Raw genomic sequence first — 24,466 nt, forward strand, 5'->3', positions numbered from 1 at the left:
GGCTTATGGCATATAAAGTAACACAATCTAAAGAAGAAAGTTTGGAGCAGTTGAAGGTGCTGATAAGTGCTTTCGAAAGAGAATATGCCATATATAAAAATACCAAATATAGCGAAGCTCAACTACGGATAGATTTTCTTAACCCATTACTAAAAACATTTGGATGGGACGTTGATAACGAACAAGGCAAATCACAATTTCTCCGTGAAGTAATACAAGAAGAAAGTATCGATGTTGAGGAAGAAGATGTGGTAACCAAGAAAAACCCTGATTACACTTTACGAATTCAAGGCATTAGAAAACTTTTCATTGAGGCAAAGAAGGTATCTATCAATCTGGATAAAACAAATAAGCCAGCTTTCCAAACACGCCGATATGGTTGGAATGCTAACCTGGGAATCTCAATTCTTACTAATTTTGAGATACTTTCTATTTATGATTGTAGGCTTAAACCTGTAGTGAACGATAGTGTTAATACGGCTCGTTATAAATCATTTCACTATTCTCAATTTATTACTGATTTTGATGAATTGTATCGAATTCTTTCTTTCCAATCAATAGCATCAGGTTATATTGACGAATATTTCTCTCTTGCGCAAAAAGAAACTATTACGTTTGATGAGTATTTTTTGAAACAAATAGAAAATTGGAGAGAAGGTTTAGCAACTGATATTATCGCAAATAATACGGGATTTAATAACGAAGAGATAAATTTCCTCGTTCAACGATTGCTCAATCGAATCATCTTCCTTCGTATCTGCGAAGACAGAGAAATAGAGAAATACGAAACTCTTAAACAGATTAAGAGTTATGACGAACTAAAAGCGTTATTTGTGCGTTCTGATAGAAAATACAATTCTGGACTTTTTGATTTTATTGAAGATAATTTCTCTCTTAACATCAAAATTAATCCAGGTATTCTTATTAGCATCTTCAATGAACTGTATTATCCCAAAAGTCCTTATGATTTTTCAGTTGTTGATCCGGCTATTTTAAGTCAGATCTATGAAAGATATTTAGGGAGTAAGATTAATATCATAGATGATCATACGATTTCTGTTGTTCAAGAACCGGAAGTGGCTGCATCAAGTGGTGTCGTTCCAACGCCTAAACTCATTGTAAGAAATATCATTAACGAAACACTAAATCCTTTATTCGCCGGAAAATCATTGCAACAAATCCAACAATTAAGAATTGCTGATATTTGTTGTGGTTCTGGTACATTTCTTATTTCGGCATATGATTATTTTTTGGAAAAAATCATTTTGAGTTTGGTGCAAATGGGGGTTGGTAATTCACAAGTAATATATAAATCCTTTGATGGTTCTTATCACCTTACAATGCGAGCAAAACACCAGATTCTAACCGATAATATTTTCGGAGTAGATATCAATCCCTATGCTGTAGAAGTGGCTAAATTTAGCTTGTTACTCAAACTTCTGGAAAACGAGAATGCTGGTTCAATAGATGATTTCCTTGCCAAATATGACACAAGAGCACTTCCTAATTTGGATAGTAATATCAAGTGTGGGAACTCATTAATTGATGACACTTACTTCACCTATAAGCCAGAAGCCATAGAAGACAATAGTTTACTTTTCAAAATAAAGCCCTTTAACTGGAATGATGAATTTGACTTCTTGAGGCAATCCAACGGTTTTGATGCAATTATTGGTAATCCACCATATGTAAGAATCCAGAATATAGCAAAATTTTCAAGTGAAGAGATTTTCTTTTTTCAGAATGAAATTTCTGGTTATGAAGTTGCCGCATCTGATGCTTTTGATAAATACTACTTGTTTATTCAAAGAGCAATTGAATTACTTAACGATAATGGGATGTTAGGCTACATCGTTCCGCATAAATTTTTCATTGTAAAAGGGGGCAAATTTCTTCGCCGATTTATAATTCAAAAAGCATCGATACTGAAAATCATGCATTTTGGAGTTAGTCAGGCGTTCCCCAATCGTAGTACTTATACTGCGATTTTAATACTTGACAAGAAAAAAAGAGATGATTTTTACTTTAAACGCATTCGTGTTTTTTCTCCTGAATTTATAACAGGAACTATAAAATATGATACTTATAAATCGGCTTTGTTCAGGGAAAATCCCTGGGTATTTGTTTCTAAAAGCACTGAAAGTATTTTTAACAGATTGAGAGGCCCACAAACGGCTCCGCTTAGTTCAATTGCCGAGATTGCTGTTGGCCTGCAAACAAGCGCAGATAAAATTTACATGTTTAAACCTATTGAGGAAACTGAAACCACATATCGTTTCAAATACAAAAACAATATATACGAAGTAGAAAAAGCTATATGCAAACCTTGTTTGTATGATCTCTCGCTCGAATTATTTGATACAGTAGCACCCAACGCTAAAATTATTTTCCCGTATATAATTCAAGGAGGGAAAGCCGAAGTTTTTTCAGAACAATATTTCCAAACCAATTTCCCGTTAACATGGGGTTATTTAAATGAGCATAAAGACATACTTGTTAAACGAAGTATTAATGGTAGCAAAGAACCCAAATGGTATCAATATGGAAGATCGCAAAGCTTAAACCGATTTCATGATACCCCCAAATTAATCTGGTCAGTTCTGTCTACGAAGCCAGGGTATGTATTTGATGCAAACAATCTGCAATTTACGGGAGGAGGAAACGGTCCATATTATTCTTTATTTGCTAAGTCTAGTTATTCTTTGCATTACATATTGGGAATTCTTTCTCATCCAGTAATCGAGGCCATGGTTAAATCCGGTGCCAGTGAATTCAGAGGGGCATATTATTCTCATGGCAAGCAGTTTATCGAGAATTTACCAATCCGATTGATCGATTTTAATAATAAATCAGAGGTTACTCTATATAAAGAGATAATCAAAGCCGTCAACGGATTAATAGAGACGAAGCAGGCAAGTAAGGGTATATATATGATATCCGAGAGAAAGGTTCTTCAACGTAAAATGAACTTACTTCGGAATTTACTTATTTCAAAAGTCAATTTGCTCTATGGATTATCAGATGAAGATGTAAGAGAGATTGAGACTGATGAGTTGTTAAATAGTGACATAAATGAAGACTGATATAGTAGTGGAGAAAATAGAGAACATAGATTCGAAGAAACTTCGTGGTGGGTATTACACACCACAGGAGATTACTGACTTTATTTGTAAATGGGCAATCAACAGCCCGGCACAGAAAGTCCTAGAACCAAGTTGTGGCGATGGAAATTTTATAGAGTCTGCCATACGTCGGTTTAATAAATTGGGAGTTGACGGCAATAATTTATCTGGATTGATAAAGGGAATTGAGTTGATCGATAAAGAAGCCCAAAAATCCAAAATAAGAGCAGCAAAATACGGTTTAAATTCAAATACGATTCAGAACGAAGATTTCTTTAGCTATATTTCAACAGCTAAGGGAAAATTTGATGTGGTTATTGGTAACCCTCCTTTCATCCGTTATCAAAACTTCCCTGAAGAACATCGGGAGTTGGCACTTAAAATGATGCATGAATTAAAACTGCATCCCAATAAACTTATAAATATCTGGGTTCCATTTCTCGTTATTTCCGCCAGTAAATTAAACCCCTCTGGAAAGTTAGCAATGGTTATTCCGGCAGAATTATTCCAAGTAAAATATGCCGCGGAAACAAGAGTATTCCTCTCTAACTTTTTTTCGAGGATTACTATTGTTACATTTAGAAAGTTAGTTTTTGATGATATTCAGCAGGAAGTAGTATTGCTTCTTTGCGAGAAAGATGTAGCTGACAACCATGGAATTAGGGTTATTGAAGTCGAGAATTTGGTTGAACTTGAAAATATTGATTTTGATATTATTCATCAATCAGACGTGAAGTATCTTGACCATTCGACAGAAAAATGGACAAAATATTTTTTGAATGAAGATGAAATTCAGCTTTTAAGAAAGATCAAAGCTGATAACAGAATCTTGCCATGTTCAACGATTATGGACGTTGATGTAGGTATCGTTACCGGGAAAAATAATTTCTTTATGCTTAATAAAGAAACAGTTTTCGAGAAAAAGCTCATGCCCTACACAACGCATGTGGTAGGCAGATCAAATTATTTCAAAGGAATTGTATACAATGAGGAAGACTTTCAGAAAAACTCAGAGGCAAATCTTCCTGTTTATCTATTTATTCCTCCTGCAAAGGATTATGCTGCATTACCTAAAGAATGTCGGGACTATATTTCTTATGGGGTAACACAAAAATACCATGAAGGTTATAAGTGCAGTATCCGAAAACTCTGGTATTTGACACCTTCTCTATGGACACCGGACGCCTTTGTTTTAAGACAGGTTGGGGATTATCCAAAACTTATACTTAACCAAGCAGACGCATCTTCAACAGATACAATTCATAGGGTGCGATTTAAAACAAAAGCCATAAGTGGGGAAACTATTGCTCTCTCATATCTTAATTCTTTAACTTTTGCTTTTTCCGAAATAACCGGTAGAAGTTATGGTGGCGGAGTTCTTACTTTTGAACCAACCGAGATAGAGGAACTACCTTTGCCCATATTGGGGAAGCATAATATTGACTTTAAACAAGTAGATTCTTTAATCCGACAGAGAAAGATTGAAGAAGTTCTTGATATTGTTGATAGAGAATTGTTGATCAAACAACTCAAATTTTCAGAGAAAGAGGTCAAAACTTTAAGAGGGATATGGAAGAAACTATCCGGCAGAAGAACTAATAGGAAAAGCAAGTAATATAAATTTTACATTATGAGAATATCTTGTCTTGAAATACAAAATTTCAGAAAATTAAAATCTTGTCGAATTGATATTGCAGATGATAGAACTATATTTGTCGGGGCTAACAATAGTGGTAAAACTTCTGCTATGGATTGTTTGATTTTATTTTTCAGAGACAAGAAGAGTTTTACTACACAAGATTTTACTCTATCCAATTGGAGAGAAATCAATAAAATTGGGAATAATTACATAGCCTATTCTAAAGAAACTGATTTAGATGAAAACAAGTTATCTATTTCTGCTTGGCAACCATTCGTCCCACAATTAGATGTGTGGATTAATGTGGAAGAAAATGAGATACATTACGTGAACCGGATTATTCCTACGTTGGATTGGGCTGGTGGAAAATTGGGTATTCGATTAAGGTTTGAGCCTAAAGATATAAAAACTCTGTATACAGATTATACTACAGCCAAATCTACAATTGAAGAATTAACGAAAGATCGAAGCAAAAAGGCAACGAAATTATGGCCTATTCACTTATGGGATTTTTTACAGAAGAAATTACACACATATTTTACAATCAATGCATATATTCTTGATCCTAGTAAATTTGGGCAGGGAGATACGCCTCAACTACTTTCAGAAGATAATATACCTATTGATTTCGATCCTTTTCAAGGTTTAGTAAAGATTGACATAATAAATGCTCAAAGAGGTTTCTCAGACCCTAATACTCCTGAAACGGGTATTAGTAACTTGTCCAGCCAACTACGTGAATACTACTCAAAACATATAAATCCAACAGAAACTATAGATGCCACTGACTTGGATGCACTGGAGGCAATCGAGGAAGCTAATAAGGCTTTTGACATACGATTAGAAGCTGGCTTTTCTTCCTCTCTCGATGAATTGAGAAACCTGAATTACCCTGGATTTGGTAATCCGGAAATAAGCATTTCAACCAAAGTCAGTCCGGTTGATGGACTCAAACATGATTCGGCAGTCCTTTTCAATGTTCAAAAAGGGGGAACAGACGAACAATGCCTAAGGTTATCGGAAAAATACAATGGTTTAGGATATCAGAATCTAATTTCTATGATTTTCAAACTCATTCGATTTAGAGATGAGTGGATGAAAGTCGGGAAAATTGCCAAAAATTCGACTCATGAGATAGAACCTTTACATATTATTCTGGTGGAAGAACCGGAAGCACATTTACATGCTCAAGTGCAACAAGTGTTTATACGTAAAGCATATGATGTATTAAGAAATCATGATCATCTTAAAGAGAAGAAAGACTTCTGTACACAATTAATTATCAGTACACATTCAAGTCACATCGCACATGAATGTGATTTTAAGTCTTTGCGCTATTTTAAACGGAATATTACCCAAAACCAAATTCCGACTTCAACAGTTATAAACTTGTCCAAAACATTTGGTGCGGAAGATGAAACAACAAAATTTGCAAAAAGGTACTTGAAAACGATCCACTGTGATTTGTTCTTTGCAGATGCTGCAATTCTCATAGAAGGGCAAGCGGAAAGAATGCTACTACCTTTCTTTATTAATCAAGAATTTCCGAAGCTCGCTTCTGCATATATTTCATTGCTGGAAATCGGCGGAAGTCATGCTCATCGACTAAGATCACTAATTGATGATCTTGGTATAATCACCTTGATTGTAACTGATATAGACTCTGTTGATCCAAATGCACATAGGAGATCAGTTCGTCCCGAAAAGGGGAAAAACTACGTCACTAATAGTTCTACGTTAAAACAATGGACTCCTGCTAAAGAATCTATTGACGAGCTTGTTGATTTAGCATCAATTAAAAAGCAATCCTCAAATGGTTTGGTGAGAGTCGCATACCAATATGGCACTAAAATCACTTTTAAAAATAAAGCAGTCACTGTTTATCCCTATACATTTGAAGAAGCGCTTGTTTTTGACAACATTGATCTATTCAAATCAATGAAAGGAGATGGTTTGATAAAGAAATATTCGGAAGCACTGAATGAATCGACAATTGAAGAATGTTTAAAAAAAATGTTTAAAGCATTGGATAATGCGAAAAAGGCAGAATTTTCTTTGAATCTACTTTTCATTGATGACACGAAAAAAATCAAAACTCCAACATATATTTCAGAAGGTCTAAAATGGCTTTCAGAAACATTAGAGAAAAACAGCAGTAACTGTAGTATGTCGGTTTCTTCAAATGCTATAAAATGATAACAGATTACGATAATTGCCTAGATGACAAAGTGGATGAAGAACTTTTGGCTTGTTTGAATCTTCAAAATCCTAAAAGTTTCTTCCTATTTGCTGGTGCAGGTTCCGGAAAAACAAGGTCACTAGTCAATGTTCTAGAGCAAATCAAAGATAAGTACGGAGACGAATTGAAACTCCGTAGAAAGAATGTTGCCATAATAACTTATACAAATGCTGCCTGTGATGAAATTATTCATCGCTTAAAAAATGATCCCACATTTGCCGTTTCAACAATACATAGCTTTGCATGGGAATTAATCAGACATTACACGGCAGATATTAAGAACTGGCTACGTAATACACTAAACAAAGAAATAGACGAATTAGAGATTGAAGAATCGAAAGGGCGTCCTGGAACTAAAACATCTGTTGATAGAAAAAGGAAGATTGAGAATAAGAAAAATCGGCTTTCGACATTAGATAGAATATCAAAATTTGCATATAACCCTAATGGCGACAATATAGAAGATAACTCGTTAAGTCATACTGAGGTCATTAGCATAAGTGCTTTTTTCTTAGAAAATAAGCCTCTCTTTCAAAAAATATTAATTCAGAAATATCCTATTTTGTTGGTTGATGAAAGTCAGGACACTAAGAAAGAATTAATAAATGCGCTATTCATGGTTCAAGAAAAGAATAAAAACTTTTCTCTTGGGTTGTTTGGGGATACTATGCAAAGGATATATACTGATGGGAAAGAGAATCTAGGTACCAATCTACCTAATGACTGGTATAAGCCTGAAAAGAAATTAAACCATAGATGCCCTAAAAGAGTGATTACCCTAATCAATAAGATTCGCAGTGATGCAGATGGTATTGAACAACTTCCCAGAACTGATAAAGAAGATGGTTTTGTTCGTTTCTTCATTATTCCTTCTGATGTTGATAACAAAATAGCTATTGAAAATGCGATAAAACATAAGATGGCAGAAATAACAGGGGATGATTTGTGGGCTAATTGTAGCGATGAGAAGGTCGTAAAAACACTGACACTGGAACACCATATGGCTGCTAAAAGAATGGGATTCGACGATTTATTTGCTTCTTTATATAAAGTTGAACGCTATCGAATCGGGTTATTGGATGGCTCTCTACCTGGAATACGATTCTTTACTCAATTCGTTCTTCCTCTTATCGAGGCGAAAAGGAATGGAGCTGAGTTTGCTGTTTCAAGAATTGTTCGACAGAATTCGCCTATGTTTAAGAGAGAAAATATAAAACTCCATGAAAAACAAACTGATGTTATCAAAAATGCTAATGCTGCTGTTAATAGCTTGTTTTCGCTATGGAAGAATAATGGTAATCCAAAGTTACTTGATATTTTAAATAACATTGCAAAATCCAAACTGTTTGCTATTCCTGATAGCCTTAAAGTTATTGCACAGCGTACAGATAAGGACCCTATAATAGTCGATGATTCATCCAAAGATATTGATGAGTCAATTGCTGCATGGGATGAAGCACTATCAACTTCGTTTGAGAAGATTATTAAATATAACGACTACATTTCCGATAAATCGATGTTTGGTACGCATCAAGGTGTTAAGGGTTTACAGTTCGATAGGGTATTAGCTATTCTTGATGATGATGAAGCCAGAGGCTTTTTGTTCAGTTATGAAAAATTGTTTGGAGCTAAAGATGCTAGCGATGCCGATAAAAGAAATATGAAAGTTGGAACGGAAACTAGTATAGATAGAACTCGCCGATTATTCTATGTGATATGTAGTAGAGCTGTGAAAAGTCTTGCAATTGTTGCATACACCAACGATGTTGATGCCGTAAAGAATACAGCAATAGACAATGATTGGTTTACTGAGGATGAAATTCTTCCTTTAGATTACTTACAATTAAATAAAAGCCGCAAATAGTGGTCCTTAGACACAGGAGTTCGATGCTGTCTTTCATCAATAGTGATTGAGTTTTTGCTATAATCTGTAAAGTTTTGTAAGTCCCCGATAAAATACCCGTTGTCTTGTTTCTTTTTTCTCTTGATCTTTGCGCAAATAAACATTTCTTTTCTCAAAAGAATCCAAGAAGTTTTAGTTTAGTGCCAATCTCAGGAATATTCTGTGCCTCATCTATCGCTAGCAGATCTACACCTTCCAACAGATGCCTGTAATTAGAGACAGCCCGTTCTTCCAACAACGCCAATGTATCGTAATCTTCTCCATTAAGTAGCATTGTTTTCCCTTCAAAGCCATTTATCAATTGGCGTATCAATACCGTTTTTCCGACCCTTCGTGCACCGAAGATAAGAATTGCTTTATTCGGTTCTATTCTGGCTGCTATCCTGTCCTGCAATAATCGTTTTATCGGCTCCATAATGTTTCTTCTTTAGTTACGAATATAGTATTTCTAATTGGATTGACAAATTTAATGCAAAAAAGTCATTACACTGACATCTTTCAATGAGGTTGTTTATGCAATTAAGACTTTTGTAGGTGACAATATTTTCAATTCTCAAAACTTCTATGCCACTCCCGACCGCAAGCTGTCTCCTCTTTAAATGTTTGCAATCAGCCTATTAATCTGATTTACCTTCTTATGGATTAATACAATGGAAATGTCCGTCGTTATCTTATGGCAATCGGGACCTTTGAAAGATAATCAATAATTTCAATGTGTGTCTGATTCAATAAAACTTGAATTATTTCGGCATGTATAAGGTAGTCTTATCCCCAGAAATAAATCTTCAAGATTGCCGACAGAATAACAGCACTCCTGCTGAAGCAGATGGTTTTACGAGCCAAGCGTTTCAGATGTGTCCGGATCGTTAAATTATGTCGTTCGATATGATTGGTTCCGTATAATGATGTCCGATGGATCTTTGTCTCGATCAGAGAACGGTAATTTCTTAATCTATCGGTATAAACCCGTTTAGCATCGGATAGACGGAGTGTTTCGAGAACTACGTTAAGGGTGGCATTTGTCGGTGGTCCGATATTGTAACTGACGACTTGTTTGGATTTTCTATCCAGGGCATATGCTATCCAGATGTGTTCGGACTTTCTTCGTACAAAGCTCTTTATTTCATCTACTTCATAGGTCCTTTGAATAATGACTGGTGGCCGCGAGATCGTATGGGCAATTTGTACAATTCTGCTGAGTAGTGTTGTGGGAGAGATATCCAGGATCCGTGCTGTACTTCGGATACCGACTCCCTCTTTGGTCAATGTTACAATCTCGTCATTGATTCCTTTCTGGTAGGCGTTGTAACTATATAGTGCCTGCTGTTTATGATGACACGATTTGCATTTATAGCGCTGCCTGCCGTTACTTTGCGTTCCGTCTTTTACGCATGTGCCTCCGCAATATTTGCATTCCATTTTTGCTATCCCCTAATTTGAAACATGAAGGTTGAATATCCGTTTTGAAAACTCGTTTTCGAAGGATTTAAGGGCACAAAAATACAAAAGGCGACTGTAATAGCCAGTCATGGTCGGAAGATTTTTCTTCCGGCCATTTTTTATGTTTTGCTATTGTTTCGTGCGAGATTCCGCGTGTGATTTCATTGATTTATTTTGTTGATTATTAGTGTTTTAAGTTTGGTGTTGTCGTTTTTTTTGATTATATTTATGTATTGATAATCAATCTTGTATGTCAAAGTTTACGACTCACAAGGTGACGGCAACGCAACTTCTGGGGGTTATTCCGGAAGGGCTGTTGAGTCATCTGTCTACCCACACCGCCGTTGATTATTGCAGTAAAGTGCTGCATGGCAAAAAGATGTTCTACCTGCTGCTATATGGTATTTTGGAAAACGATCGTTTGAGCCAACGCACCCTCGAAGACACATTTAACGACTCTGTTTTTAAAACGCTTTTTCAGTTGGACGCACAGGAGCGCATCTGCCGAAGTTCTATATCGGAACGGTTGTCTAAAATAGATGCCGATTACTTCCGTCAGATATACGATTGTGTCTACGGACAGTTTTGTACGGCTTATTCCGTTTCCGAGCGTCAAACCTACAACCTGATTCGGGTAGATAGTTCGATGGTTTATGAAGCGTCAAGCAAGTTGCTCGAAGGTATCGACTATAAAAATGGCAAGAAGGCGGTAAAATATAGTATAACATTCGACGGCATCTTGCCTTGTGGAGTTCAGACATTTACTTCGCCGGCATACGCCAGTGAAGATGTGGCTTTGCCTGAAGTGATTCGTACTCACGTAAAGCATGATTCCGATCATCGCAACATCTATGTAATAGATCGCGGATTGCAGTCTTCGCGGACTATGCGAGAGCTGGATAAAGAATCGACTATGTTTATTGTAAGGGCTAAAGAAAATCGCAAGTACGTTGAATTGGAATCTTTACTTACCGACCAAACAGATTTAGAGACATTGACGCTGGTCAAAGACTCAAAGGTTTATCTATACTCGGGCGTACGCATAAACAACAAGCGGGGTAATGTGCACTATAGAGAGGAGCTGGTTGAACATCCTTTACGGCTGATTGTCGCTCATGCAAAAGAAGATACTGCTCAACAATACTGGTTTATAACCAACGAATTTGAAATTTCTCCTAAAGAAATTACGGACGCTTATCGACGCAGGTGGGATATCGAGGTGTTCTTTCGCTTTATAAAGCAGGAGTTGAATGTCAGTCATCTGGTGTCGTTAAACCGAAATGGAATACAAGTAACACTCTACATGATGCTTATCGTGGCCATGCTGGTTTTGATATACAAACATGCAAATAAGATCAGCTACAAAACTGCTAAACGACGATTCGCAATGGAAATTAGAGATTTGGCTATCGCGATGATTGTGCTGCAATGTGGTGGTGATCCAGCTATAGTATTCAAAACATAAAAAAATGGCCGGAAGATTTTTCTTCCGACCATGACTGCTGTAATAGCCGCTTTTGTTTTACCTGTGAACGGAAAATTTGTATTGAAAGCCAGTGCTTTAATCATTGAATTGAAGTCATCCCCTAATTTAAAACACTATCGATTTTTTGCTCTAATTGTCCAGAAAGAACCTATTACCAATACGAATATACAACACTATCATGTCATTGCAAAATAAATTGCAGGTTTTTTTTAATGAAATACCACCTAATTGACATGTATTCAACATTATATATTCTATGCAGGCAATGTGGAATTCGAGTATATTATTGAATATTTTATTGGGTGGTGGACTGAATGTAGGAGCAAGCTGCGACCGGGAATGAGTTTTTTCCAATTTAGGTCGTTTGTAAGACAGCGGGCATAAGGTATATAAATACCTATATGCCCGCTGTCTTTATCGATATTGCTTGGCGAATAATGATTTATGCCTCAATTTTATTGCAAAATATAAGTGGAAAATATGGGAATGAAGATATTAAAAAGCGCCCCGAGAACCAAGTATTTTCGGGGAGCCTTTTATTGTATTGAGTACACTATATCGCCTTTATCAGCGAGCGACCCAGCCATACCAATATCAATCCCAGAATAAAACTCAATCCGACGTAGAGACCGAAATAGAGCCAGTGTTTCTGTTGCAGGAGCAGGTACATGTCATCGGCGAACGACGAGAAGGTGGTGAATCCGCCGCAGAATCCAGTGATCAGGAAGACGTTCATCGATGGGGAGATAACATGGGTTTTCTCGGCCAGGCCGAAGAAGATGCCGATCACGAAACTGCCGATTATATTGACGGCGAATGTGCCCCAGGGAAAAGCCGAAACCGTGATGACATGAGCCAGTTTCCCTGTCAAAAAGCGCAGGCATGTGCCGATAAAGCCACCGAAACCTGCAATAATCATTGCTTTGAACATAATTCTCACATTTTTAGTTGATTCTACCATTCGGAATTTTCTCCGGGCAAATTTAATGCCACCGGCTTTCGGGCTTTTTGTCAAATATTTCAGGTCAAGCTTTGGCATCCTATTTGGAACCTCCCATAACAGTATCGGCGAACTGCTGCTCCGGTGGGCTGCGAGATGGCCTTCGGGGATGCGGAGCCGGATTAACTATAAAAATCATTTACTATGCACTTGACACCGAAAGAGATTGACAAGTTGATGCTGCTTTCACTCGGTATGGTTGCCGAACGGCGCATGAAGAAAGGGCTGAAACTGAATTATCCGGAGGCCGTAGCCTATATTACGTCCACGGCACTGGAGGGAGCGCGTGAAGGCAAAACCGTAGAAGAGGTTATGAAAGGAGCGGCCAGCGTACTGAAGAAAAGCGACGTTATGGAGGGCGTCGCCGATATGATCGACCTGTTGCAGGTCGAAGCCGTGTTTACCGACGGTTCCCGTCTGGTGAGCATTCACCATCCGATTAAGTAATTTTAAACAAGCGAATTTATGAGTACAACAAATCCCGCCCCTGCGAACAATCAGGCACAGGCGGCGAGTCTCTATCCGAATAAACCGGGGTTTAAACCTGCACAGCCCGTCATTGTCGGAGGCGAAATTCTGATGAGCGACCCGATCGAGTACAACACCGGGCGTAAAACCGTAAAGCTGGTCGTGCGCAATACCGGTGACCGTCCCATCCAGGTCGGTTCGCATTTCCATTTCTTCGAAGTCAATCGCTACCTGGAATTCGACCGTGAAGCCGCGTTCGGCTGCCACCTGAACATTCCCGCCACGACCGCCGTCCGTTTCGAGCCGGGCGACCAGAAGGAGGTCGAAGTCGTCGCCTATTCGGGCAAGCGTCGCGTGATCGGTTTCAACGGTCTGGTGATGGGCTACACCGGCGAGGAAGATGCTCCCACCTATTTCCCGGCGCGCATCAAAGCCGTGGCCAAAGCCCGGAAGAGAGGTTTCAAAAGCATTCCGGAGAGTGATGCCGAGGCCGCTTTGAAACAGAGTAACAACACCAAAAAATAGAGGATATGGCAACAATTTCACGTCAAGAATACAACAACCTGTTCGGTCCAACCGTCGGCGATAAAATCCGGCTTGGCGATACCGACCTGTACGTTGAAATCGAAAAGGACCTGCGCGAATACGGCGATGAAGTCGTCTACGGAGGCGGCAAAACCCTCCGCGACGGTATGGGGCTTGCGAATACGATGACTTCAGAGGAAGGCTCGCTGGACCTGGTGATCACCAACGTTACGGTCATCGACGCCAAACTGGGCGTGGTGAAGGCCGACGTGGGTATTAAGAATGGCAAGATCGCGGGTGTCGGCAAGTCGGGCAACCCCAACATCATGCACGGCGTGCATCCCGATTTGGTGACCAGTGCTGCGACCGACGCCATTTCGGGTGAACACCTGATACTGACGGCGGCCGGCATCGACGGTCACGTACACATGATCTCCCCGCAGCAGGCTTATGCTTGCCTGAGCAACGGCATCACGACCGTTTTCGGCGGCGGCATAGGCCCCTCGGACGGCAGTAACGGAACTACCATCACCTCGGGCCGCTGGAACATCGAGCATATGCTCGAATCGGTCGAGGGTCTTCCCATCAACGTCGGTCTGCTGGGCAAGGGCAACTGCTCGATGAACCAACCGCTCGAAGAGCAGATCGAAGCCGGCGCCTGCGGTCTGAAGATCCACGAGGACTGGGGTTCGACCCCTGCTGCGATCCGCGCCGCGCTGGGCGTCGCCGATCGTTTCGACGTGCAGGTAGCTATTCATACCGACACGCTTAATGAAAGCGGTTATGTCGAGGATACGATCGCCGCCATGGACGGCCGCACGATCCATACCTACCACACCGAAGGCGCTGGCGGCGGACACGCCCCCGACCTGCTGAAAGTGGCGTCGATGCCCTACGTATTGCCCTCGTCGACCAACCCGACACTGCCGTTCGGCATCAACTCCCAGGCTGAACTGTTCGACATGATCATGGTCTGCCACAACCTCAATCCGAAGATTCCGTCGGATGTGGCCTTCGCCGAGAGCCGTGTGCGTCCCGAAACGCAGGCAGCGGAGAATGTGCTGCATGATCTGGGTGTCCTGTCGATGGTTTCGTCCGACTCGCAGGCCATGGGCCGTATCGGCGAATCGTTCATGCGCACGTTCCAGATGGCATCGTTCATGAAAAACGCCTGCGGCAAGCTCGCCGAGGATGCCGACGGGAACGACAACTTCCGCGTGCTGCGCTACATCGCCAAGATCACGATCAACCCGGCCATCACGTTCGGCGTCTCCGACTACCTCGGCTCGGTCGAGAAAGGTAAATGCGCCGATCTCGTGCTCTGGGAGCCGCAGTTTTTCGGTGCCAAACCGAAGCTGGTCATTAAGGGCGGCATGATCAACTGGGCGAACATGGGCGACCCCAACGCATCGCTCCCGACGCCTCAGCCATGCTACTACCGTCCGATGTACGGCGGTTTCGGTAAGGCAATGCCCGAAAGCTGCCTGTCGTTTGTCTCCAATGCGGCTTTCCAGAGCGGCATCAAGGACCGACTCTGCCTGCAACGCATGGTAAAGCCCGTGCGCCGCACCCGCCAACTGACCAAGTTCGACATGGTGCGCAACGGCGGTGTGCCGAAGATCGATGTCAATCCAGAGACCTTTGACGTGCTGGTCAACGATATCCGTGCTTATGTCAAGCCTGCAGACAAATTCCCCCTGAGCCAGTTGCTCTGGTTCAGCTAACCGACCTTTCGATTTCCGGGAGCATGCTGTAGGGTATGCTCCCGGAAATTAAAAACCAACTAAATAATAATCCGATGAAAATATATACGGAAATCATAGGTAATCTTCAAACTCCCGAATGGGTGAAGAAATCGCAAAATTCCGAAATCGAATACATCGACCTCGACCAGTGGACAGCCCAGAAAAGCCGCTTCGTGGTCAGCAGCGATCATGCGAACGAATATGCCGTGGCGCTGAAACGCCATTCGCAGATGCTCGACGGCGATATTATCGAATATCTGCCCGAACAACATAAGATTGTGGCCATTCGCATCCGGCTCAACGACGTGCTGGTCGCAGACCTCTCTGCGCTGGCCCGCGAGAAACCCGAAACGATCATCCATATTTCGGTGGAACTCGGCCATGCCATCGGCAACCAGCATTGGCCGGCCGTGGTGAAGGGAACAAAGGTATACGTTCCGTTGACGGTGGACAAAAATGTGATGGACAGTGTGATGCGTACACATCACATCGAGAATGTAACCTATTCGTTCCAGCCCGGTTCGGAGGTCATTCCCTACCTGGCTCCCCACGAAATCCGGCGTTTGTTCGGTGGCACGGGCCCCGACAGCGACGTACATCACCATTATGAACATGCGCATGCGCATTAAACCGGCTCTTATGACCGACAACGCGACAATTGTCATGCGGCTGCTCGAATTTACCGACTCGGCCTTTCCGGTCGGAACCTTCTCCTTCTCCAACGGACTGGAAACAGCCGCAGAGGAGGGATTGGTGCACGATGCCGCGACGCTCGAAAAATATACGCAGGATATTGCCCGGCAGGCCGCCTTTACCGACGGAGTCGCGGCATTGCACGCTTTTCGCAGTTACAATCTCGGTCATTACGAAGGTATCCTCAACGCCGACCGTCAGGTCATACTCTGTAAAATGAATGCCGAGGCTCGGTTAATGACCCGGCGCATGGGTAAGAAACTGGCTGAACTGTCGAAACATATCTTTTCAGATGAAACCGTAGCGCTGTGGCTCGGCGACATTGCCGACGACCGCACGCCCGGCACCTATCCCGTGGCGCAGGGCATCGTATTCGCAGCCTGCGGAATTCCGGAAAAAGAACTGTTCTGCTCCCACCAGTATGGCGTGGTCAACATGGTTGTCAGCGCGGCTCTTCGCTGCGTGCGCGTATCGCATTACGACACGCAGCGCATCTTGTTCCGGGCTGCTGAAAGCCTCGGCGAACTCTATAACAAAGTGATTGACATGGATTTCGACGATATGTACACCTTTGTGCCGCAAATCGACATCCTCGCCTCGCTGCACGAAAAAGGAACCAAACGCATGTTTATGAATTAAGGCTTAAGAAGCCTTATTTAAGGGCGATGGCAGGCCGGGTCGTTCGGAGCCGGATTTGCGCTGCCACCCCGGGATAAACGAATGTAAAAACAGAAAGATATAATTATGAGCAACAATACAACTTGCAGAATCGGAATCGGCGGCCCCGTAGGTTCCGGCAAAACGGCGCTGATCGAGGCGATCACCCCGCGGCTTCTGGACATGGGGTACAAAGTGTTGGTGATTACCAACGACGTGGTGACAACGGAAGATGCCAAACACGTGCGCAAGATGCTGAAAGGCGTTCTGGTCGAAGAGCGTATCATCGGCGTCGAAACCGGGGCCTGTCCCCATACGGCCGTACGGGAAGACCCTTCGATGAACATTGCCGCGGTCGAGGAGATGGAGGCCCGCTTCCCGGACGGCGATGTGGTGCTGATCGAGTCGGGCGGCGACAACCTTACCCTCACGTTCAGCCCTGCACTGGTGGACTTCTTCATCTACGTGATCGACGTGGCCGCAGGCGACAAAATTCCCCGCAAGGACGGACCGGGCATCTCCCAGTCTGATATTCTGGTCATCAACAAGACCGATCTGGCCCCCTATGTCCGTGCCGATCTCGAAGTAATGCGGCACGATTCCGAGCTGATGCGCCCGGGCAAGCCCTTCGTATTCACCAACTGTATGACAGGTGAGGGGATTGATACGCTGGTCGCCCTGATCCGCCGGATGGCGCTTTTCGACATCGACAAAAATAAACAGGAAGTTTCGGAACCCGTAACCAGCACCGTACAATGAATTTTGCAACAGCCAAAGAGATGAGTCCCTATCTCGAAGAGCCGAAGGCGATGCCCGTGGGCACTCCGGGCAAGATGGGGTATCTTTTCCTGGGATTCGAACTCGATGACGACGGCAAGTCGATCATGCGCGATCTGGACCGGCACGCGCCGCTGATCGTTCAGCAGGAACTCTATTTCGATGAAGGCATGCCCGAGATGCCGTGCGTTTACATCCTATCCTCGGGAGGCCCCAACGTGGACGGCGATCGCTATGAACAGCGTTTCGTCGTCCGCGAAGGTGCCTATGCCCATATTTCAACCGGTGCGGCGACTAAACTTGCCGAGATGCGCTACAACTATTCGGGACTGACACAGGTAATCGAACTTGAAGAGGACTCCTATCTGGAATATCTGCCCGAACCGACGATTCCGTGCCGCCATACCCGGTTCATCGCCGATACGGCTATCCGTATCGCGCCGTCGGCCTCGCTTTTCTATTCGGAGATTTATATGAGCGGCCGCAAATATTTTGACCGGGGCGAAACTTTCCAGTACGACATTCTGTCTGTCTGCTCCCATGCCGAACGACCCGACGGGGAACAACTGTTTCGCGAAAAATTCATCATTCGCCCCGAAATGTACCCGCCGTCGACGCTTGGCGCAATGAACGGTTACGACGTTTTTGCCAACGTGATCGTACTGACGCCTCCGGAACATGCCGACAGCATCTATGAACGGACGCAGGCATTCATCGACCGCGATCGCCGGCTGGCCGCCGGTATTACGCGCCTGCCGAACGAAGCAGGGCTGCTCTATAAAGTTTTAGGCGAGGAGACGGCGCCCGTGAAGAAACTCATCCGCGAATTCTGTTCTTCGGTCCGGCAGGAAGTCAAGGGCAAACCTTTGCCCGAAGAGTTTCCCTGGCGGTAGGAGCCTTATCAATATTCAAATTCTGAGCGTATGGCAAACACAATTTCTTCTTCGCAAGACGCCGTCGGCGGCTTCGACTTCATTAAAATTCTGTTGCGCGGAACTGGGCAAGTGATGTTTCAGAACAGCGCATGGACCGGGTTGCTGTTCATGGTTGGCATTTTCTGGGGTGCGTACATCGAAGGCCAGGGACTCGTTGCCTGGGGCGCCCTGCTGGGTGTGATCGTCTCGACGGTAACGGGTTACATCCTCGGTTTTCCCGCCAAGGACGGCGAGCAGGGGCTTTGGGGCTTCAACGGCGTGCTGGTGGGATGTGCGTTTCCTACTTTCATGGGCAACACCGTCTGGATGTGGCTGGCGTTAGTGCTCTGTTCGGCGCTTACGACCTGGGTGCGCACGGGATTCAACAATGTAATGGCGCCCTGGAAAGTCAACTCGTTCACCTTCCCGTTCGTCTTCTGCACCTGGATGTTCCTGCTGGCGGCGCGCGCCATGCATGGGCTTCCCACGACGCATATGGCCGATCCGGCGCTTCCGGCGGCGTTCTCGTCGTTCGAAAGCATCCGTTTCGTCGATCTGTTGGTTTACTGGCTCAAGGGTATCGGGCAGGTCTTCCTGATCAACTCCTGGGTGACAGGCATCTGCTTTCTCGTGGGACTGTTCCTCTGCAGCCGCTGGGCGGCGCTATGGGCAGCAATCGGTTCGGCGCTGGCGCTGCTAATGGTCATCGTTTTAAAGGCTTCGGGCTCGGATATTTCGGACGGACTTTACGGTTACAGTCCCGTGCTGACGGCCATAGCGCTCGCTACGGTGTTCTATAAACCGAATTTCCGCTCGGCCTTGTGGGCCATTCTGGGCATTCTGGTCACGGTGTTCATCCAGGCGGGCATGTATATGCTGATGGCGCCCGTGGGTATCGCTACCTTAACAGGACCGTTCTGTATCGCCACATGGCTGTTCCTGCTGCCGCTCATCAAGTTCGACGACGAGGAGAAACCCGACCATTCGAACTGGAACCCGGAGAACAAAAAGCACCTGGCCATGCAGCAGCCCGGTGCGAAAAAGAAATAGCGGAAATTCCGGCTGATGTGTGCAGGGGCCGGAATTGTCCGGTCCCTGCCGGGCTGCGAAAACGAATTTGAAAAACCTGAAAAACGACAGACCATGCATATGTCCGACGCACTGGTATCCCCGCCGGTATTTGCCGTCACGGGGGCCGTATCGCTGGCCTTGCTCGGGGCGGCGATTTGGAAAGTGAAGCACACGGGAAGCGACAGCCGTGAACCAGACGGGCAGAACGAACACATCGTTCCGCTGATGGGGGTGATGGGTGCGTTCATCTTCGCCGCACAGATGATAAACTTCTCCATTCCGGGCACGGGTTCAAGCGGCCACCTGGTCGGGGGTATCCTGCTTTCGGCGATATTGGGTCCTTGGGCGGCGCTGATTACGCTGGCTTCGGTGCTGGTGCTCCAGTGCCTTGTTTTCGCCGACGGCGGATTTATGGCCCTTGGGGCCAATATCCTCAACATGGCCGTATTGTCGTGTCTGGTGGCCTATCCGTTGCTGTTCAGGCCGTTGATGAAACGCAATGCATCGCCGGGACGGATTTTGGCTGCGTCGATGATCGCTTCGGTGGTCGGGCTCGAACTGGGTGCGCTGGCTGTGACAATCGAAACCGAAGCTTCGGGTATTACGGCGCTGCCTATGGGGCAGTTCCTGCTGTTCATGCTCCCGATCCACCTGTTTATCGGCGTCGGCGAAGGGCTGGCCACGGCTGCCGTGATCTACGTGGTACAGAAATACAAGCCCGAGTTGTTGTATGGTGTCCGCAGGGAGCGCACTCCCGGAAAGCGGAGGTTCGGAAAGGTCCTTGCGGCGATCTCGCTGGCGGCGCTGCTGATCGGCGGGTCGTTCTCGTGGATCGCCTCGTCCGACCCCGACGGGCTGGAGTGGTCGATTGAAAAAACAACGGGACAGGCAGAACTCGAAACAGTGCCCGACGGCCTGCACCGAAAGGCCGCCGCTATTCAGCAAAAAACAGCCGTGATACCGGATTATAACACAACATTTGCGGGGATTATAGGCAGCGGAGCTATTCTGCTGGCCGTATTAGGCGTTTCCTACCTGTTTCGCACCGGACAAAAGCAGGGATGAAAAACAGGCTGCAGCACGTACTTTGTGCATTGGATGCGATGGAGCGGACTGCGCGAATGCAGAGTCCGCTCCATCGTACGGATACACGGGCCAAACTGCTCGTTACGCTGGTTTTCCTCTTAACGATGCTCTCCGTGCCGCTCGTCCGGCTCCCGAACCTGTTGTTGTTTTTTGTTTTTCCGATCATTACCTGTGCGATGGGCAATATGAGTTACGGAACGGTATTCCGGCGGTCGCTCATCGTCCTGCCGTTCGTCGCCTTTATCGGTGTCTTCAACCTCCTATACGACCGTGAACCGGTTTTCCGGATTGGCGCGTTAGTTGTCACCGCAGGCTGGGTCTCGTTCCTCTCGATCATCCTGCGCGGCCTGTTGTCGGTGCAGGCACTGCTTATCCTCGTTAACAGCACCGGGTATTACCGCCTTTGCCGGAGTATGCAGCGACTGGGCGTGCCGTCGGTCTTTACCACACAGCTGCTCTTCGTCTATCGCTACATCTATGTGTTGGTCGAAGAAGCCTTAGCCATGCAGCGGGCCCGTGACGCGCGGAGTTTCGGACGCAGATCCTATCCGCTGAAAGTCTGGGGAACGCTTGTCGGACAACTGTTGATCCGCACCTTCGACCGGGCCGAGCTGATCAGCCGGGCGATGCTCGCACGGGGATTCTCAGGACGTATTCCGGCGGATGTCTTCGAACATCCGGCCTGGAAAATGCGCGATACCCTATTCCTCGCCGTGTGGAGTTCGACACTCGTTCTGTTACGTCTGTTCCATCCGGTCGAAACTTTTTCGATGCTGATAAACAACCTCTGACATGAGTCACCATTACCTCCAATTCGACGATGTGCATTACCGTTATCCCAACGGTTACGAAGCCCTCTGCGGTCTGTCGTTTTACATTACTCACGGGGAGAAAGTCGCTTTGGTAGGCGCAAACGGAGCCGGGAAATCAACCCTGCTGCTGCACATCAACGGGCTGTTGATGCCTTCTCAGGGCACAGTAGTGATGGGTGGGATCCCGCTCACACGCAAGACGCTGCCGCTGGTGCGACAGTCGGTGGGACTGGTGTTTCAGGATTCGGACAATCAGCTCTTCATGCCCACTGTCGAAGAAGACGTGGCCTTCGGTCCCTCGAACATGCGACTCGAATCCGAAGAGATCGAACGCCGTGTCACGGAGGCGCTTGAGGCCGTCGGTGCGCTGCATCTGCGCAAATCGTCTCCTTTCCAGCTTTCGGGCGGCCAGAAGAAGCGCGTTGCAATCGCCACGGTACTTTCGATGGAGCCGTCGGTACTCGTCATGGACGAGCCTACTTCGAACCTCGATCCCCGCGCCCGGCGACAGATCATCGACCTGATCCGCCGTTTCAGCCATACGACGCTGATCGCTACGCACGACATGGAGATGGTGCTCGACCTTTGCGACCGCACGATCGTGATGAAAGAGGGTCGGATCGTAGCCGACGGTAACACACGGCATGTATTTGCCGATCTGGCTCTGCTGGAAGACTGCGGACTAGAGCAGCCTTACGAACTGCGGATGAAACGTGCGCTGAAGAAGGAATATGCTCTCTGACGGTCAGTCGCGCCGGATTTCCGGACGTATCGACCTGCCTTGGTCGGGAAGTACCTCCCGGCCGACAACGGCCGTAACCAGGGCTCCGGCGAGCAGTACGCCGATTGTCACCCAAAGCACCAGCGAAGCTCCGCCCCATTTGAGCAGTATCGGAATAAAAATGACGCCGACAACGGCTCCCAGTTTGCCGAAAGCTGCGGCCAATCCCGCTCCCGAACCGCGTTCGGCGACGGAATAAATCTGAGGCGGGATGATGAAAGTCATCAGGTGGGGGCCGGCGTTGAGAAACAACTCGAACAACATGAACCCGGCCACAGCAATCCAGACCGGCCAATGGAGCTGGTAGGCCGCCAGCAGGATGCCCATGCCCGCTGCGCAGAGAATAAAGCCCCAGGTCTGGGTCCGCACATGATACCAGCGGTTGACGAGCAGCAGGCCCAGAACGAATCCCGGCAGGATGAAAAGGTTGATCCAGGTAGTCAGCAATACCGAATCGGTGATTCTGGAAAAGGCCGATTCGGAACCCGTTTCCAGTCCCAGCGCCATGACCAGCACGGGCAGGAATACCCCGATGCCGTAAACACCCAGTCCTTCACAAGCCCATGGGATACCGCTGAACACCACTTTCTTTACCTGGCCTGGTTTAAAAAGGTCGCTCCATGCGACTTTCGGCATTTCCGTTTTCTTCGGCCGATTGCGGATTTCGCCGATCTCTACGTCCGGCCCCAGGAAATAACGCACCGCCTTCTCGGCTTCAGGTACGCGGCCGTGGGCGATGAGCCATCCGGGACTTTGTTCGAAACGGATGCGGCAGAGCAGCATGATGACCGCCATAACTGCGATGAGCAGCAGCAGACGATTCCAAAGATGCGGATCGTTCCACTCCCGGAGCAGGAAGAAACAGATGCCCGCCGCCGCGATGCTGCCCAACGACGAAGCGGCTTTCGCCACGCCTACCATCAGCAGTTTCCATCGCCGGGGCATGATCTCGGAAATATAGTCTGAATCGAGGCTGTAACCGCCGCCGATACCCAGTCCCATAAAAAACAGCCCTGCGACCAGACCGAAGAGATTGGCTGTGAAAAAGGCAAACAGTGAGGCAGCGAGAATGAGTACAGGGCAGAAACGAAAGAAAAACAGGTACCCCTTTTTATCGCTCCATTGTCCGAACAGCACCGAACCGACCATGATTCCGACGAGGCTGGTCGCAGCCACAAGTCCCTGCTGAAGAGACGTAAGTCCGGGATGTCGGAAAATCTGGATCATCGGCAGGATGACGCCGACCAGCGTCGCCAAACCCGCTCCGGTTATCTGTCCGAGCGAAGCGACGATAAGCACTCTGAAATGGCCCCAGCGCAAGGGCATCGTGTCCATATTCATGTTTTTATCGGAATGTATGTTCGTATTTTCGGGCGGTTCGAGCCATCGTTTCCACCGTTCGAGTACCCACAACAGCGCAACGCCCACCCCGACGCCGACGACCGATTCGGTAAAGCGTAGCAGGCAGTTTACGGCCGGCGAGACGTGGGGCGTCATCTGCGAGACGAGCAGGATGATGAGCAGCGTGATGGTGGCGATGCGGTTGTTCTGATAGATTCCGACCAGCATGCAGAGCATCTCCAGCACGAAGACTGAGGCGAGCATTCCTACGATCGAAAAGGGCCAGTTCTCGAGGTATATGTAGGCAATAAGCGCCCCGAGGAAAGTCCCCAGCACCCTGGTCCATCCGGCACGCAGCGACTCCTTGTAACTGTGCGATTGCAGAACGACTACCAGTGACGTACAGGCCAGCATGGCTCCCATCCAGCGCGATGCCTCGTGCAGCGATCCTGTTATGTAGACGCCCGTCAGATAAGCCAGCAGGACGCCGATGCAGGAGACGAACGAGACGGAAGGGTGCATGCGTCCGACGGCATCGCGCAGGTACTGCCGGATCCTAAGTGGGATCGGTTGCCGGGTGTTTTCCATAATGAGCGCTTTGTCCGGCTCAGAACAAGAAACGCGCCGAAACAGGAAGACGACCGTCTGTTCCAGGCTCGTATCCGGAATTTACACTTTCCTTTGCTCTAACGGCGGATTTGGAACAAGAATTGGGGAGGAACAGAATCATGTCGCCACATATGCGTTGCAAAGAGATGGAATAAGTA

At 46.0% G+C, this 24,466-nt stretch carries 18 protein-coding genes and 2 pseudogenes; 16 read left to right on the forward strand and 4 right to left on the reverse strand.

Going from position 1 to position 24,466, the window contains the following annotated elements; translation table 11 throughout:
• Window positions 1-5 precede the first annotated feature (5 nt).
• The 4 genes from I2E69_RS06240 to I2E69_RS06255 are packed head-to-tail and all read left to right on the forward strand — an operon-like array spanning window position 6 to window position 8,864.
• Window positions 6-3,083 carry an Eco57I restriction-modification methylase domain-containing protein gene (locus I2E69_RS06240; RefSeq protein WP_195459961.1) on the forward strand — a complete coding sequence of 1,026 codons (3,078 nt, stop codon included), beginning with the start codon at window positions 6-8 and terminating at the stop codon, window positions 3,081-3,083.
• Window positions 3,073-4,737 (forward strand): Eco57I restriction-modification methylase domain-containing protein, encoded by a 1,665-nt coding sequence (locus tag I2E69_RS06245; RefSeq protein ID WP_195459963.1) that lies wholly within the window; start codon window positions 3,073-3,075, stop codon window positions 4,735-4,737. The genes I2E69_RS06240 and I2E69_RS06245 overlap by 11 nt, the downstream gene beginning before the upstream one ends.
• Window positions 4,738-4,752: 15 nt before the next feature.
• The gene (locus I2E69_RS06250) at window positions 4,753-6,957 is read left to right on the forward strand and encodes an ATP-dependent endonuclease (RefSeq protein ID WP_195459965.1); all 2,205 of its coding nucleotides are present in this window, start codon (window positions 4,753-4,755) and stop codon (window positions 6,955-6,957) included.
• Window positions 6,954-8,864 (forward strand): UvrD-helicase domain-containing protein, encoded by a 1,911-nt coding sequence (locus I2E69_RS06255; RefSeq protein WP_195459967.1) that lies wholly within the window; start codon window positions 6,954-6,956, stop codon window positions 8,862-8,864. Before I2E69_RS06250 ends, I2E69_RS06255 begins: the two co-directional genes overlap by 4 nt.
• A gap of 163 nt (window positions 8,865-9,027) precedes the next feature.
• Here I2E69_RS06255 and I2E69_RS06260 read toward each other — a convergent pair.
• Both I2E69_RS06260 and I2E69_RS06265 read right to left on the reverse strand, forming a co-directional pair.
• Window positions 9,028-9,318, reverse strand: a pseudogene (locus I2E69_RS06260) (AAA family ATPase); the annotation flags it as partial.
• Between the two features lie 350 nt (window positions 9,319-9,668).
• Window positions 9,669-10,322 (reverse strand): IS1 family transposase, encoded by a 654-nt coding sequence (locus I2E69_RS06265; RefSeq protein WP_195459971.1) that lies wholly within the window; start codon window positions 10,320-10,322, stop codon window positions 9,669-9,671.
• Window positions 10,323-10,593: 271 nt separating this feature from the next.
• Here I2E69_RS06265 and I2E69_RS06270 point away from each other — a divergent pair, with 271 nt between their 5' ends.
• On the forward strand, window positions 10,594-11,808 hold the full coding sequence (locus I2E69_RS06270) for an IS4 family transposase (RefSeq protein ID WP_195459973.1): 1,215 nt from the start codon (window positions 10,594-10,596) through the stop codon (window positions 11,806-11,808).
• Between the two features lie 574 nt (window positions 11,809-12,382).
• Here the strand turns inward: I2E69_RS06270 and crcB are convergent.
• Entirely contained in the window at window positions 12,383-12,760 is a 378-nt protein-coding gene (gene crcB, locus I2E69_RS06275) for a fluoride efflux transporter CrcB (protein WP_195459975.1), read from the reverse strand.
• A gap of 213 nt (window positions 12,761-12,973) precedes the next feature.
• Between crcB and I2E69_RS06280 the strand changes: the two genes are divergently transcribed.
• The 11 genes and pseudogenes from I2E69_RS06280 to I2E69_RS06330 all read left to right on the forward strand — a co-directional run bounded on the left by I2E69_RS06280 (window position 12,974) and on the right by I2E69_RS06330 (window position 22,319).
• Window positions 12,974-13,276, forward strand: coding sequence for an urease subunit gamma (locus I2E69_RS06280; protein WP_009597094.1), 303 nt, complete (start codon window positions 12,974-12,976; stop codon window positions 13,274-13,276).
• Between the two features lie 111 nt (window positions 13,277-13,387).
• Window positions 13,388-13,681, forward strand: a pseudogene (locus tag I2E69_RS06285) (urease subunit beta); the annotation flags it as partial.
• 146 nt (window positions 13,682-13,827) lie between these two features.
• Entirely contained in the window at window positions 13,828-15,546 is a 1,719-nt protein-coding gene (locus tag I2E69_RS06290; protein WP_195459980.1) for an urease subunit alpha, read from the forward strand.
• A gap of 74 nt (window positions 15,547-15,620) precedes the next feature.
• Window positions 15,621-16,196: an urease accessory protein UreE gene (gene ureE / locus I2E69_RS06295; RefSeq protein WP_195459982.1), complete on the forward strand. Its 576-nt coding sequence runs from the start codon at window positions 15,621-15,623 to the stop codon at window positions 16,194-16,196.
• A gap of 10 nt (window positions 16,197-16,206) precedes the next feature.
• Window positions 16,207-16,899: an urease accessory protein UreF gene (locus I2E69_RS06300; protein ID WP_195459984.1), complete on the forward strand. Its 693-nt coding sequence runs from the start codon at window positions 16,207-16,209 to the stop codon at window positions 16,897-16,899.
• Between the two features lie 105 nt (window positions 16,900-17,004).
• A complete protein-coding gene (gene ureG / locus I2E69_RS06305) occupies window positions 17,005-17,676 on the forward strand; it encodes an urease accessory protein UreG (protein WP_195459985.1) in 672 nt (223 codons plus the stop codon).
• Window positions 17,673-18,587, forward strand: coding sequence for an urease accessory protein UreD (locus I2E69_RS06310; RefSeq protein ID WP_195459987.1), 915 nt, complete (start codon window positions 17,673-17,675; stop codon window positions 18,585-18,587). Before ureG ends, I2E69_RS06310 begins: the two co-directional genes overlap by 4 nt.
• 30 nt (window positions 18,588-18,617) lie before the next feature.
• On the forward strand, window positions 18,618-19,658 hold the full coding sequence (yut, locus tag I2E69_RS06315; RefSeq protein ID WP_195459989.1) for an urea transporter: 1,041 nt from the start codon (window positions 18,618-18,620) through the stop codon (window positions 19,656-19,658).
• Window positions 19,659-19,757: 99 nt separating this feature from the next.
• Entirely contained in the window at window positions 19,758-20,744 is a 987-nt protein-coding gene (locus I2E69_RS06320; RefSeq protein WP_229095399.1) for an energy-coupling factor ABC transporter permease, read from the forward strand.
• The gene (gene cbiQ, locus I2E69_RS06325; protein WP_195459992.1) at window positions 20,741-21,556 is read left to right on the forward strand and encodes a cobalt ECF transporter T component CbiQ; all 816 of its coding nucleotides are present in this window, start codon (window positions 20,741-20,743) and stop codon (window positions 21,554-21,556) included. The genes I2E69_RS06320 and cbiQ overlap by 4 nt, the downstream gene beginning before the upstream one ends.
• Before the next feature lies 1 nt (window position 21,557).
• Window positions 21,558-22,319 (forward strand): energy-coupling factor ABC transporter ATP-binding protein, encoded by a 762-nt coding sequence (locus I2E69_RS06330; protein ID WP_195459994.1) that lies wholly within the window; start codon window positions 21,558-21,560, stop codon window positions 22,317-22,319.
• A gap of 3 nt (window positions 22,320-22,322) precedes the next feature.
• Here I2E69_RS06330 and I2E69_RS06335 read toward each other — a convergent pair whose 3' ends face one another.
• Window positions 22,323-24,287 carry an MFS transporter gene (locus I2E69_RS06335; protein WP_195459996.1) on the reverse strand — a complete coding sequence of 655 codons (1,965 nt, stop codon included), beginning with the start codon at window positions 24,285-24,287 and terminating at the stop codon, window positions 22,323-22,325.
• Between the last annotated feature and the right edge of the window lie 179 nt (window positions 24,288-24,466).

Source organism: Alistipes sp. D31t1_170403_E11 (assembly GCF_015553985.1).
Taxonomy (GTDB): domain Bacteria; phylum Bacteroidota; class Bacteroidia; order Bacteroidales; family Rikenellaceae; genus Alistipes; species Alistipes montrealensis.

Excerpts from the sequence above, each read along its gene's own strand:
- I2E69_RS06240 (WP_195459961.1), top strand. The coding sequence starts at position 6 with ATGGCATATAAAGTAACACAATCTAAAGAAGAAAGTTTGGAGCAGTTG.
- I2E69_RS06245 (WP_195459963.1), top strand. The coding sequence starts at position 3,073 with ATGAAGACTGATATAGTAGTGGAGAAAATAGAGAACATAGATTCGAAG.
- I2E69_RS06250 (WP_195459965.1), top strand. The coding sequence starts at position 4,753 with ATGAGAATATCTTGTCTTGAAATACAAAATTTCAGAAAATTAAAATCT.
- I2E69_RS06255 (WP_195459967.1), top strand. The coding sequence starts at position 6,954 with ATGATAACAGATTACGATAATTGCCTAGATGACAAAGTGGATGAAGAA.
- I2E69_RS06265 (WP_195459971.1), bottom strand. The coding sequence starts at position 10,322 with ATGGAATGCAAATATTGCGGAGGCACATGCGTAAAAGACGGAACGCAA.
- I2E69_RS06270 (WP_195459973.1), top strand. The coding sequence starts at position 10,594 with ATGTCAAAGTTTACGACTCACAAGGTGACGGCAACGCAACTTCTGGGG.
- crcB (WP_195459975.1), bottom strand. The coding sequence starts at position 12,760 with ATGTTCAAAGCAATGATTATTGCAGGTTTCGGTGGCTTTATCGGCACA.
- I2E69_RS06280 (WP_009597094.1), top strand. The coding sequence starts at position 12,974 with ATGCACTTGACACCGAAAGAGATTGACAAGTTGATGCTGCTTTCACTC.
- I2E69_RS06290 (WP_195459980.1), top strand. The coding sequence starts at position 13,828 with ATGGCAACAATTTCACGTCAAGAATACAACAACCTGTTCGGTCCAACC.
- ureE (WP_195459982.1), top strand. The coding sequence starts at position 15,621 with ATGAAAATATATACGGAAATCATAGGTAATCTTCAAACTCCCGAATGG.
- I2E69_RS06300 (WP_195459984.1), top strand. The coding sequence starts at position 16,207 with ATGACCGACAACGCGACAATTGTCATGCGGCTGCTCGAATTTACCGAC.
- ureG (WP_195459985.1), top strand. The coding sequence starts at position 17,005 with ATGAGCAACAATACAACTTGCAGAATCGGAATCGGCGGCCCCGTAGGT.
- I2E69_RS06310 (WP_195459987.1), top strand. The coding sequence starts at position 17,673 with ATGAATTTTGCAACAGCCAAAGAGATGAGTCCCTATCTCGAAGAGCCG.
- yut (WP_195459989.1), top strand. The coding sequence starts at position 18,618 with ATGGCAAACACAATTTCTTCTTCGCAAGACGCCGTCGGCGGCTTCGAC.
- I2E69_RS06320 (WP_229095399.1), top strand. The coding sequence starts at position 19,758 with ATGTCCGACGCACTGGTATCCCCGCCGGTATTTGCCGTCACGGGGGCC.
- cbiQ (WP_195459992.1), top strand. The coding sequence starts at position 20,741 with ATGAAAAACAGGCTGCAGCACGTACTTTGTGCATTGGATGCGATGGAG.
- I2E69_RS06330 (WP_195459994.1), top strand. The coding sequence starts at position 21,558 with ATGAGTCACCATTACCTCCAATTCGACGATGTGCATTACCGTTATCCC.
- I2E69_RS06335 (WP_195459996.1), bottom strand. The coding sequence starts at position 24,287 with ATGGAAAACACCCGGCAACCGATCCCACTTAGGATCCGGCAGTACCTG.